11 protein-coding genes are annotated in these 13,211 nt (G+C 38.7%); 1 reads left to right on the top strand and 10 read right to left on the bottom strand.

Going from position 1 to position 13,211, the window contains the following annotated elements; genetic code table 11:
- Positions 1-14: 14 nt before the first annotated feature.
- From ACFOUV_RS05575 to ACFOUV_RS05530, 10 genes are all read right to left on the bottom strand, one after another.
- Complete coding sequence (locus ACFOUV_RS05575) at positions 15-2,198, bottom strand: DUF4129 domain-containing transglutaminase family protein (RefSeq protein ID WP_379495798.1); 2,184 nt, start codon at positions 2,196-2,198, stop codon at positions 15-17.
- On the bottom strand, positions 2,195-3,460 hold the full coding sequence (locus ACFOUV_RS05570) for a DUF58 domain-containing protein (protein WP_379495797.1): 1,266 nt from the start codon (positions 3,458-3,460) through the stop codon (positions 2,195-2,197). The genes ACFOUV_RS05575 and ACFOUV_RS05570 overlap by 4 nt, the downstream gene beginning before the upstream one ends.
- Entirely contained in the window at positions 3,460-4,422 is a 963-nt protein-coding gene (locus ACFOUV_RS05565; protein WP_379495796.1) for an AAA family ATPase, read from the bottom strand. Before ACFOUV_RS05565 ends, ACFOUV_RS05570 begins: the two co-directional genes overlap by 1 nt.
- Positions 4,423-4,688: 266 nt before the next feature.
- On the bottom strand, positions 4,689-5,075 hold the full coding sequence (locus tag ACFOUV_RS05560; protein ID WP_379495795.1) for a KGG domain-containing protein: 387 nt from the start codon (positions 5,073-5,075) through the stop codon (positions 4,689-4,691).
- A gap of 110 nt (positions 5,076-5,185) precedes the next feature.
- A complete protein-coding gene (locus ACFOUV_RS05555; protein WP_379495794.1) occupies positions 5,186-5,401 on the bottom strand; it encodes a stress-induced protein, KGG, repeat-containing protein in 216 nt (71 codons plus the stop codon).
- Between the two features lie 598 nt (positions 5,402-5,999).
- Complete coding sequence (locus ACFOUV_RS05550; protein WP_379495793.1) at positions 6,000-6,152, bottom strand: hypothetical protein; 153 nt, start codon at positions 6,150-6,152, stop codon at positions 6,000-6,002.
- A 22-nt stretch (positions 6,153-6,174) separates the two neighbouring features.
- Positions 6,175-7,428 carry a hypothetical protein gene (locus ACFOUV_RS05545; protein WP_379495792.1) on the bottom strand — a complete coding sequence of 418 codons (1,254 nt, stop codon included), beginning with the start codon at positions 7,426-7,428 and terminating at the stop codon, positions 6,175-6,177.
- A gap of 120 nt (positions 7,429-7,548) precedes the next feature.
- On the bottom strand, positions 7,549-9,087 hold the full coding sequence (locus ACFOUV_RS05540) for an AbgT family transporter (RefSeq protein ID WP_379495791.1): 1,539 nt from the start codon (positions 9,085-9,087) through the stop codon (positions 7,549-7,551).
- Between the two features lie 236 nt (positions 9,088-9,323).
- Positions 9,324-10,823: an amidase gene (locus ACFOUV_RS05535; RefSeq protein ID WP_379495790.1), complete on the bottom strand. Its 1,500-nt coding sequence runs from the start codon at positions 10,821-10,823 to the stop codon at positions 9,324-9,326.
- A 64-nt stretch (positions 10,824-10,887) separates the two neighbouring features.
- Entirely contained in the window at positions 10,888-12,333 is a 1,446-nt protein-coding gene (locus ACFOUV_RS05530) for an FMN-binding glutamate synthase family protein (protein WP_379495789.1), read from the bottom strand.
- A gap of 194 nt (positions 12,334-12,527) precedes the next feature.
- Between ACFOUV_RS05530 and ACFOUV_RS05525 the strand changes: the two genes are divergently transcribed.
- Positions 12,528-13,208 carry a YqjF family protein gene (locus ACFOUV_RS05525; protein WP_379495788.1) on the top strand — a complete coding sequence of 227 codons (681 nt, stop codon included), beginning with the start codon at positions 12,528-12,530 and terminating at the stop codon, positions 13,206-13,208.
- Positions 13,209-13,211 lie beyond the last annotated feature (3 nt).

Raw genomic sequence — 13,211 nt, 5'->3', positions numbered from 1 at the left:
CAAGCTTCAACTGGTCAACCCATTATTCGTTTAATTAAATTTTGCCATAATTGAGTCAGTTCATTTATTTGCGATTGATTTGTTTCATTTTTATAAAGCATTCGTTCATAATAATTCGTCAGCTGTCCCATTTCATCTGTAGAATAGCTACTATCTATTTTTTTTGCAAATTCACTTAATGTTTGGTCAGGTTCCTTTGTATAGCCTTGATGCTGAAGTACCTTCATCAGGTAATGATAGGCGTCCTGAAATGTTTTTGCATCCTGATTTTTATGAAGTTTTACCGCAAGTGTCTTCGTTTTCCAGCGATACCTTGTTTTATAGATTATTATGCCAATTACAGTAATAACAGCAAGCAATAGCATGATATGCCACCATTTAATTGAAACCGTTGAAGAATCCGATTCTGATTCAGCTGCCTCTATTTCTGCTTCTTCTGGCAATACAGGCTCTGACTGTCGTGGTGTCTCCATCTCTGGCGCTTCTAGGATATCTTCTTCCGTTTCTTCACTATTCTCCTCTGAATCAACATGGAAATCGGATAAGTTGGAAAACCCTTGCGTAGGTTCAAATGAAACCCAACCTGATTCAGGAAAATAAACCTCTACCCATGAGTGAGCATTTCCATTCGTCACTTCATATATATTATTCTTTTCTTCACTACCAACCACTTCTCCACTTGTGAAACCTTTTACCCATCTAGAAGGTATATCAAGGGTACGAAGCATAACAACCATGGATGTTGAGAAGTTATCACAGTAACCGGCTTGTGATTCAAAAAGGAACTGATCAACGTAATCTTCATTTTCCGAAGGCACAGGGACATCCGTCGTTTGATACACGAAATCATTACTTGCAAAATACCTTTCAACCGCTTTGACCTTATCATATGTTGTTTCCTGCCCAGCAGTAATCTCCTCAGCAAGTCCACCAACCCGTTCAGGAAGTGTATCGGGAACCTGCGTATATTGTTCCATGATTTCAGTAGGGTATTCATCCGTACTGTTCCGGAGAGCATTTATCTCAAAAGAAGGATTATCATAGATCAGTTGATATCCAGATAGATTAGCAACTGCCCCATTTATCCGAGCTTCTATTGCCTCTATATTTGAGTCAAGGTAAAATTCAGCACTTTCGAGACCTTTTACTTCATTAATACCATACGGATATACGAGCTTATTAAGCGATTCATTTTCCTGAAACTCGATAAACGCATGAAGTTCTTCCGTCTCCACGCCGTCCGCAAACATATCCAACGTGATAGAACTAGCAGACTGCGCTTCATAATTAGGTTCCGAGGAAGGAATCCAACCTTTCCCCGTATAAACATCCTTCGTTTCGATCCGCCAATAATGACTTTCAGATGCAACAGCATGAAAGACGGGGTTATCATCCTGTATAAAAGATCCTCCAAGCCTAGAATCATCTTCCCCATAGCCAACCTTTTGAATAGCCGACCCGCCTTCTCCGGCATTACCAGCAGTACTTTGAATAAATGGTACAGGGTCAGGCCACTGGGGTTCTGCCTTTGGTGCTGCAAAACCAATCATCGCTGAAAAAAATACAATAGAAAGGAGTGATATCAACCATACAGGTGAATTCTTAACCAATAAAGAATGAATCGATTCCCTATCCATTTCCCTCATAAGGTTGGCTATTCCTAGCGCAACAAAGGAGATAACAAATGTTCTTACAATCGAAATGGAAGCGTCATAAACAGTGAACGTATCAAGAATGGATAAATAAATAATCGTAAGTAGTACAAACAGAAAAATTCGTTTCATCTGAACGAACCAATAATGCAATAAGTAGCTCATCAGCCAAATTAACAAGAGGAACAGGAAACTGCGAAATAATGGTGTCAAATAATACCATTGTTGCGAAAATAAAGCCTGTAAATTATAAGTTAATTCCATACGTATTTGTTCAAACCATACTGGACTTAAAATAGCCCCCTCAAAATAGAGACCATTTAAAATAAAAACCAATGCAAACCCCTTGAGTATAAATCCAATCCACCACTTTAACTGAAAGATGGAGACAAAGAAGCAAAAAAAGGTATATATAACAAATATCATTATATTGGATGTATCCGAAATAGCTTCCAATGGATAGAGCCATTCAAGAAACAGGAAAAATCCAACAAGATACAAAATAGAGGTATATAAGATCGTCGTCTTCCTTTTCTGTTGATTCATCCTATACCCACCTCTATCGGACTTTTCATTAATTGTTTCTCTGTCAGCACCTGTACTGGTATGTTCGCATAACGAAGTTGCTGTATCTGTTGTTGTTCCCCATTTGAAATCAGTGTCTCTGACTTTATAAATATTACTGCTACACGTTTATTCCGTTGTTTCAATTGTTGGATCGATCGCTTTAAAAAATCATCGATATGAGTAGTTATAAAAATAACAAAATTGCCTTGATCCATTCGTTTTATTTCTTCTTTTATTCTAATAGAGAAAGGTCGTTCGCCAGTAGGTTGTATACGCGTCAATTTCTGGTTAATTGGACTATATGAATTACCCTGTTCTGGCGGAAAATATACGCTTTCTTCGCCTATGGATAAGAAGCCCACCTGCGTATCCCTTTTCTGGAAAACGCTCATAAGCGAAAGACAGACTTCAACCGTGGCTTCATATGCCAAGGGACTCATTCCTTCAAAGTAGCAGTTATCATGGACAACCAGTATATCTGTGCTTTTTTCCTGCTCAAATTCTTTCGTCATCACCGTATTCTTTCTTGCTGTTTGTTTCCAATCAATCCATGAAAAACGATCACCTGGAGCATATTCACGTATCCCTACAGCAACATTCGTATTTGTCAGGCTATGAGATTGGGAAGAAACAGAACCTTGTTCATAACTACTAAACCTCTCTGTTACTTGAAGAGAGTGTTTGTTAGGGTAAGCAATGATATCATCCGATACTTCAAATACATGCTCTTTTTTTACAAAGCCAAATATATCGCTCGTTCTAACCCGAATGTAACGTAGATGATGCTCTCCTCTAGGCACTTGTTGAATAGAATATGAGAATTGAAAAACCCGCTTCAAAATGGGAAAAGTAACTTTTTTAATCCTTCTTTCCACATTTAATTGATAGGGCTGATTCATATAATGGTATTTATCTTTACGACTGTCTATTTTCATTAGTGATTGTGGAATTACTTCTTCAATAATGCAATAGTATATAGGAAATGGAAAAGACCTTTCAATCTTAATCGTTGCGGTGACCCCATCACCCGCTTCGATGATAGGATGAGAGAATTCCCTTGAAACCTTCCATTGCTTAATCGGATAAATAAGGAATCCTATAAGGTAAAGAAAGATTGGGAGAAAGCTAAAAAACAAGAACCAACTAACAAAACCGCCTTGGAACATTGCATAGGAGAATAAAACGATAATAAGGAAAATAGCAAACATAACATTACCAATCATTCTTAACGAACCATTCATCAACTAAATTCCTTCCGAATCGGAATATGTGTTGATTTTACGATCGTTGCAATCGTATCCTCATTTGTTATTCCTTCATATCTTGCTTCAGAAGTTAATATGATTCGATGGGAAAGAACGTATGGAGCCAAAGTTTTTACGTCATCAGGCAGGACATAATCCCTACCATATATGTAGGCGTATGCCTTTGATGCTTTCATTAAAGCAATCGATCCTCTTGGACTGACTCCAAGATAAATGGCACTGTTTTCCCTTGTTCGTGTAACAAGATTAACAATGTATTGCTGAACATTTCTATCAATATACACTTCTTTAACTTCTTCTTGTATTTCAACCAATTCATTTCTACTCATAACCGCGCTTATCGTCTCGATTGGATGATTTCCTAAGGTTCTTTCAAGCATCTCTAGTTCATCCCCAAAAGATGGGTATCCCATTTTTAGTTTCAGAATAAAACGATCAAGCTGTGCTTCCGGGAGTGGGTACGTTCCTTCATATTCAATCGGATTTTGTGTTGCCATAACAAAGAATGGTTTATCGAGAGGTTTTGTATCCCCATCTACGGTGACATTTTTCTCTTCCATCGCTTCAAGGAGTGATGATTGTGTCTTTGGAGAAGTTCGATTAATTTCGTCTGCTAGTATTATATTTCCAAATATCGGTCCGCCACGGAATTCAAATTCCAGTTCTTTTGGATTATATATAGAGACACCAGTCACATCAGAGGGCAGTAAATCAGGAGTAAACTGGATTCTCTTAAAATCACAATCAAGCGATTTAGCCAGTGTGCGGACGAGCATCGTTTTACCCACACCAGGGACGTCCTCCAACAGCACATGACCTTCCGCCAATAAAGCGACTAAACTGAGTGTCGCCACGTCCTCTTTACCTATCATTACTTTATTAATATTATTCAATACTCTTTCTATCTTTTCGTTATATACGCTTGTACCGTGGATCAATCTAATTGCCCCTTTCCCATAAAACGCTCTACTATAACTATACAAGAAAACAATGTTAAGTTAAAGGTAATTAATTGATAATTTAAAACTATTATAAACATATATTATCTTCTTTATACGAACTATTTTGTTTATAAAGTAGATATGATGCAGATTAGAAAACTTGGCATGCGCTAAGTCTTTTGGGCGAATGCCTTAGTTACCAAAAATAAGAGAGGAAGATTTATATCTCCCTCTCTTACTCTCAATCTATTATTAAACTCTTATTAAGAGTTATTGTTGTTCCGTTGGTTTCCGCCTTTTTCGCCAATTTCACGATAGAAATCTTTATCATGATTCTTGGAAGTGGCTTCCCCGCCTTTTTGGCCGATTTCTTCATAGAATTCCTGGTCATATTTATTGGAAGTAGTTTCTCCACCTTTTTGACCGATTTCTTCATAGAATTCCTGATCGTGATTTCGTGCTGTTTGATTTCCACCTTTTTGACCGATTTCTTCATAGAATTCCTGGTCATGATTTCGTGCTGTTTGATTTCCACCTTTTTGACCGATTTCTTCATAGAATTCCTGATCGTGATTTCGTGCTGTTTGATTTCCGCCTTTTTGACCTGCTTGTTCACGAGACATTTTGTTGTTATTATTGTTTTTTGCCATACTTAACATCTCCTTTTCGAATTAGTTTAGTATTTAGCACTTACATTTTAACAATTCCACGATTTGTTTCTATTCAAACATGTTCTCAGGTTAATTCATTTGTAATTTACTTATGAATTATTTTTGTTTTGTCTGCCGGTGCTTTCTTTACCGCCTCTACGACCAATTTCTTCATAGAAATCCTGGTCATGGTTTTTCGAAGTTGTTTCTCCACCTTTTTGACCGATTTCCTCGAAAAATTCTTGATCATGGTTTCTGGCAGTTTGATTACCACCTTTTTTTCCTGCTTCTTCGCGAGACATCTTACCGTTATTGTCTTTAGCCATTTAAAACAGCTCCTTTCAATTTAGTATTCATCTTCGCTTACAGTACGTGTTTTCCACCTTATCATTTTCCTAAACATGAATATCATCTTTTAATATTTTTGTAATATTACTAGGCTATTTTCTAAAAGATTGGGACTGCAGTTACTCGTCCTACCTAAAAGACTTGTTGTTATTTCATAAAATACATAAACTCCGAAGTAACTGCTAGTTGTTTCTAACAGTATGAGTATGCAGAAGCTTCGGCGGCCGCTATGGGAAATACACTTCGCTTTTCGCGGGCGGCTGGTGAGCCTTTCCTCCCGCAGAAGTCTACTTGTATTTCCCATAGCTGGAAGGTTGCTGACAATGACTACACTTGCTAAAAGATAAAATAACATCATACAACTTCACTAGTCCGAGTGAGCGGCGGGCGGTGACTCCTGCGGGAAAAGCACGTGTCCGAAGACCCGAAGAGCGGTTTTCTCTTCTGGGCTGAGGCCGTGCCCTAAGGATGCGCATCCGCCCAGAGCGAACACGGACGGCGGGAAAGCAGTTACTTCGCATTTTACCTCAACACTAAGATAATTAAATTAACAAACATTACGAAAATAGCGTAGTACTATTTGCTGTATTTTTCGTTCATCTTCTCAAATACTTTTTCTACAGCTTGGTCTTTTTCCGCTTTTTCTTCATCTTCCAGATCGAACTCCAGTTTAGCGTCTTTTGGTAGGTTAAAGAATTCCTTCTTCGGTTTATCTTCTTTAAGTGTCATTCCCTCCACCCCTTCCTGAATTTTAGAATCGGTCATTTATCACCGAGTCAACGTAGTTCTTCCGCTTCATCCAAACAAATCCGTCACCTTTGGTTATAACAGCAACATCAATTGGAGGTCCTACTGATTCGGTAGTTCTAGAAACCCTTCGCTTGAAAGAAGTCAGATTAACAAGCGCCTCTGCCATTTCAGCTAAATCTTCTTTTGGCAAGGAACGTACAATTCCGAGTAGCGGATTGATATAATTTTTCTCCTGATACTCTTCCACTGCATCCTCAACGGATTTATATAAGTCATTACCCATGTTTTCAATTTCTTTAACCTGTTCCTCAGTAAATGTAATACTCAGGTGTTTTTGAATTTGTTCTTGGTATCCTGTCAATACTTTATTAATGACACCAAAGATTGCATCTTCCATATTGGGTTCTATTCCGCCAATGAAGGAATCCACCATTTCTCGCTGTGCAAAAGCCGTTATTACAGCAGTCCCTTCCTTTCGATCACTCGTATAGCTAATTTTCTTTTCCTTTAGTTGCTTATATTTTAATTCTCCAAACACAAATCCTTCCAAGCGATAATTCAGTAGGTGAGGGAAGATTTCCTTCTCTCCATAGCCAGCAATAACGATACCTGTACTGCCCATACTAAAATAATCTTTTCTCGTTGCTTCAAAAGCGAGTTCTAAAAGATTATCTTTAAGTTTCTCAGGCAGCTCAAAAGAAATTAATTCTTCTTTTATCTCTTTGACTACCGAGCTAAATTTTTCCTTAAACAAGTTATACTGAATATCTAGAAACACTTCCTTTTTCTTCTTATATAAAGTCAGATTTTCACTCACACAATCCGTTAACCACTCCGTCACCTTTTCATTAGTTACTTTCTGGTTGCTATTTTCAATACCGTCTTCCACTTCTCTAGCGATACGCTTCAAAATATTTGAAAAAGTTCGGTAAACGATAATTTCTTCTATTTCTGGGTTATTAAACCTTTCGTCTTGGCGCAGGAAATCAAGAAAATCTTCCAAGTAATATGTTAAATCAGCAAATTTGCGGTCACCAAGATATTCTCGGTAAGACTTAATAATCACATCCCATGGTACCTCCATAAAAGAGGCTGCTCCATAGACCATCATTCCAACCGGGTGTTCACTGGACAAGGAAAAAAGCTTATTTGCCGAATTATATACCTTTTGTACACCGTCTCTGCCGCTTGTAATTGCACTGTCAGCAGCTAATGCCATACCCAGCTTATTCATAATCGCCACCTCTGCAGTCATACAATCCACCTCTCTTACCAATCCCTTTCCCGAAATGAGTGCCTGTCACTCCCCGAATTTTGTAGAATAATAGAAAAATAGCATCACTCCTAAATTGAGTGATGCTACCATTGTTATTTATTAAGGTTGGTATAAAAGTGGTCCACCCGGTCCGAGTGGGATTCCGACTAGCATCCAAATAACAAGCATGATTGACCATCCTACCAGGAAGTAAATGGAATACGGAAGCATAACAGAAATCAATGTACCAATTCCCATTTTCTTATCATACTTTTGTGCAAAGGCGATTATAATTGCAAAGTATGTCATTAATGGAGAAATGATATTTGTTGTTGAATCTGCCACACGATAAGCCATTTGCGTCAGTTCTGGTGAATAGCCCAATTGCATCATTATTGGAACAAATATTGGAGCCATCATCGCCCATTTCGCGGATGCACTTCCAATAAACAAGTTAATAAATGCAGTAATTAAAATAAACGTCAAAATAAGTGGTATTCCTGTTAGATTAACACTATCCAAGAACTCAGCACCATAAACGCCTAGAACCAATCCCATATTGGATTCATTGAAAAAAGCTACAAATTGACCGGCAGTAAAGGCAAGAACAATGAACATTCCCATGGATGCCATCGTATCCGTCATTTGGCCAGCAACATCTTTATCATTTCGGATAACTTTTGTAACAATTCCATAAACAAGTCCTGGCACAAAGAATAAGATTGCAATAATTGGAACTAATGAGCTCATGAAAGGAGACTGAACGATCTGGGTCATTGTGTCTCCCTCCGTACCACGTAAAGGTGCACCTTCAGGAACAATCAACAACGCTGTTAAAATTAACGCCACAGCCGTTGCAACTCCTGACCAAATAAGACCTTTTTTCTCGATTGGCTGAATGCCTTCCAAGCTTTCTTTTTGATCTCCTTTATACGTGCCGAGTCGTGGTTCAACAACACGTTCGGTAACCCATGTACCGATAAAAGTAAGCACAAATACAGATGCCGCAATAAAGAACCAGTTCATTGCAATATTCATTGTCTCTGCATATGCTGGGTCAATAATTGAAGCTGCTGCAATTGTTAGTTCCCCGAGCATTGCATCGGTTCCAGACAGGAGTAAATTTGCACTAAATCCTGCTGAAACACCGGCAAATGCGGCTGCCAGACCGGCCAATGGATGACGGCCAAGAGCTGCAAATAGTAATGCCCCAAGTGGTGGCAATACAACATATCCTGCATCAGATGCCACACTAGACATAATCCCAGCAAAGACAAGTCCTAATGTAATAAAACGATTTGGTACGGATAATACAAAGCCACGAAGTAATGCACTAATGAGACCAGTACGCTCCGCTACACCAATACCAAGCATCGTTACGAGCACTACTCCAAGTGGTGCGAAACCGATAAAGTTATCGGTCATACTTCCAAATATATATTGAATCCCTTCTGCACTCAGCAGATTATTTATTTCAACCATCGTTCCTTCTTCACCAGGGTGCTCTACACTAATCCCTAACGGCTGCAATGCAGCTGAAAGCAAGAGTACAAGTAAAGCTAAGATTGCGAATAATGTAACCGGGTGAGGCAACTTATTACCAACTAACTCTACTCCATCGAGTGAGCGTTGAAACAAACCCTTTCTTCCCTTTGACATAAATGTTGCTCCTTCCTTATACTTAAATCGTTAATATTCTGAAAAATACAGGCGAATTAGACGCGTTTTTCATTATACATGCCTTTTCAACAAATTTAAACCGCTTCTAAAAAAGCAATAATAATGAAATTTTTCCTAAGATTGCACCTAGAAGGATTATTTATGTAAAAGGAGACATTCAGAAAATAACATTTTAACGTATAATTATAGATAGAAGGTAACGGAAATTTAAATAGTTATTTGAAAAACGGATTCCCTCTCATACCGACCCATAAACCCGATTGTTCTATTTTATTTGCTAATTGTAACAGACGGTGCTCCTCCCCTTTTTGTGCGATCACTTGTACACCTAACGGCAGTCCCTCTTCCGACAGATGCACTGGAACGGACATTGCAGGTTGACCAGTAAGGTTAGCAAGCTGGCTAAACGGTGTATAGGTTAAACTTGGTAAAAACATGTCATATATCAATGCTTGTTGTTCCGCTACCGTTTTCATTTCTTTCATTTTCGATCGTAATTTTTCTTGTTCCTGCTTCTCATGTGTTAGCTCACCAACTTTGGGTGCTGTATATGCAGTAGCTGGTGTAATATAAAAATCATATATCCGATGAAAATTCGCCATTTTTTCTGCAGCGGTATCCCATGATGCTAGGCTGTCTGCGTATGCTGCAGCTGAAACTGATTTTCCTGCTTGATGCAATATCCATGATTCAATCTCTATGTCATCTGCAGTAATTTTTCTCCCTAGCGCTCGTTCCAGCCCAATAATTGTTGCATTCATTTCTCCACTGTTCATAAGATAATAATCTTTCATTAACTGGCTACCATCCACATGATTGTCTACTTCTTCTATAACATGCCCCTGAGCCTCCAGCCATCTCACCGTCTTTTCTACGGCAATCTTTGCATCCTCAGAAACTGGTGTACCAACTGGAGACATCTTCGAAAAGCCGATACTTAATGGTCTTTGAATGTCTTCGATCATGGCATCCGTATAACTACGAGGAAATAATGGTGTCTGAAAAGCTGCTTCCGGTTGTACGACTTGAAGGATATCAAGCATTGCGGCACTATCGCGTACACTTCTGCTTAAAGCGAAATTAATCGAAGCCCCCTGCCATTGCCTTCCATATCCAGGTCCGACCGGTGTACGCCCCCTTGTCGGTTTTAAACCGAATAAACCCGTGAATGAAGCTGGAATTCGTATGGAACCGCCACCATCACTAGCACCAGCCATCGGGACAATTCCAGAAGCAATTGCGGCAGCTGCTCCACCACTGGACCCTCCTGGTGAATATTCGGTATTCCATGGATTTCTCGTGGGCCCATACATTTCTGGTTCTGTAATATTTTTCAAGCCAAATTCTGGTGCATTGGTATGCCCCATAAAATGGAATCCCGCATCACGAAACTTCTTTACAAAATAAGAATCATATTTTGCGTGGTTGCCTTGAAGTAGTTTAGAACCTGATGTGATCGGTTCTCCTTCCAAACTTTGAGAAATATTTTTCAACAACATCGGGACCCCATTAAACGGTGCAGCATCGATCGATATGCGCTCCGCTTCTTCTAATGCCTTTTCCCTTCTTGTGTGTGTAACAACATTTAAAGATGGGTTTACCTTCTCCAGTTGCTTAAAGGCGGTTTCCATCAATTCTTTTGCGGTAATTTCTTTCTCTTTTATCAAATTAGCCATTTCTGTTGCATCCATTTTTAAGTATGTTTCTACATTCATATGTATCACTCCCCATAACACCTATTACAATTTAGTCTAACATGGAGGAGAAAGACTTCCAATACTATGCATTCCCTGGATCTTTTTGTGGTTCTTCTTGACCCTTTTTCTTCTTACTTTGCCAAGGTTCAAATGTAAATGGTATGTCTGCCATCGTAGCTGTAAGTTGATCGTAGGATACAAGGTCTTTTTTGGTTAGTTCTTTTAAAGATTTTTTCCCCATTGCCCGTAGTCCCATTCTGATTTCTTCAATACAAGCAGTCAGAAATTTCGCGGCTGTTTTTACGCCTTCATCTTTTTTGAATTGGTTCTTAAATTTGCCCTCATTCCATACAACCTGTGTTGGTGGCTCGAATGGAAGTGCTTTAAATGTCTGGCTATGTGCTACTGAAAATAACATAACCGTGCCTAAATAAACCGCATCCGCTCCAAGTGCTAAAATCTTCAAAAATTCACCAGGGGTAAAGAGGCCACCAGAGACAATTAAACTAATTTTCCCTTTCATCTTTCGCTTTTCCAAATGATTAACCGCTCGAACAACTGCATGTAAGGTCGGTATTCCAAAATCATCCGCTAAAATAGGTGGTGCACCGTGGGTCGCTGCCTGTCCCCCGTCAACAGAAATAAAATCAACTCCCATATCGATTAACTGGTCTATATCTTCTTCCAGCTTACCTCCTGCAGCTATCTTTGCTCCAATCGGAACACCACCTGTTAATTGGCGTAGTTCTTTTACCAATCCTCTTAAGTCATTAATTGTTTGATTTTCAAAAAAATGTTCATAAATAACTGCATCTTCATTTTCTTGTAGTCCCATTACTTCCCTAGCACGTCCCGTTAAGTTTTCAGGAGATATTTTTCCACCCATTCCAGCTAGTGCTCCTTGACCAAACTTAATCTCTATCATATCCGCTTGTTTAATAAGCTTTTCATCTTTTGACCAATCTGTTTTGGAAAATTGTAATATATATTTTTCTGCTGCTTTTATTTCCTCTGACATCACGCCACCTTCACCAGAATTGATAGCTGTTCCGGCTTGATTCGCAGCTCCCACCAACGCGAGTCTGACCTCTTCACTTAAGGCAATGCCATAGGCCATTCCACTAATTATTAATGGAATTTCAATCTGAAGCGGTTTATTGGCTCTTGGACCAATCGTCACTTTCACATCAACCTCTTCCTCACCATCAACTGGAAAGGGGGACAATTGAGCAGGGATAAACGTCATATTGTCAAAATGAGGCCATTTCTTTGATGACCCTAGCGGACGATGAAGAACATCACCGGTTTCAGCCCGTAAATTATTCTCCAGTGAATTCTGGATTCCCATATGTTTAAACCCAGGAATCATTTCCATCAAGTTTTCCTGATAACTATCCGTGAAAATAATTTCCCCCATCTGTTTTACCATCCGTTTCATCAACCAACGCCAGCCAAACAGAAAGAAAAAGAATATAAAAAATAGGATAGAAAGCAATCCTAAAATAATAATAGAAATTAGGAACATCATCTTCACTACCTTACCAACAAATTGATTAACCTTATTGTTCTCCTAAGAATGATAAACATGTTTTAAGCTTTCGAACATATATATATATCAAAGCAGATTATAAATTAATTCCGAATCTAAAAGAGGGGTTTACTATAGAACCATTTAAAGAATTACATCATCGTCCGTTTCCACTACCAATCAATCGATGGATTATGCGTCAAGGTTGGCGAAACGTCGCTTTTATTCATTGGCCTATTCCACCAAATCGTTTAAGGTCCTTGATTCCTGATTCTTTAAAGATTGATACATATAATGGACAAGCATGGATAGGTATGATTGTATTTGACCTGGAAAGTATATATCTACGAGAAATCCCTACGTTTTCTTTAACCTCTGGATTTCCAGAGATCAATATTAGAACTTATGTCACATACAATGGGATACCGGGAATTTACTTTCTTTCTATTGACGTGAACAATTGGGCCTCCAATAGGATAGCGAAGAGATGGTATCATTTGCCCTATCAACCTTCAATTATTTCCATTGAACAAAAAGAGCAATTTTTTCATTTTAATAGTATTCGAAAAAAGAATACGCATATAAATAGCGAGGGGTCATTTACACCATTTCCTGGTGTCTATTATGCCGAAAAAGAATCATTGGATTATTGGCTCACTGAAAGATACCGCTTATACAGCTTGGGCAAAAATTCAACTATTTATATGGCAGATATCCATCATAAGCAGTGGTCTTTACAGCAAGCAACATCCGAAATAAAAAAGAACAAACTTATTTCAGAACTCCAACTTGGTGTTAATGAGTACCAACCAGCTATGACCCACTTTTCCAAAGGAGTAGATACCATTTTTTGGAATATTAAAAGGTTATCGTAACCG

Source organism: Oceanobacillus longus (assembly GCF_042650085.1).
Classification (GTDB): domain Bacteria; phylum Bacillota; class Bacilli; order Bacillales; family Amphibacillaceae; genus Oceanobacillus; species Oceanobacillus longus.
Note: the sequence above shows the minus strand (reverse complement) of the source record. Positions and strands in the feature narration are given on the sequence as shown.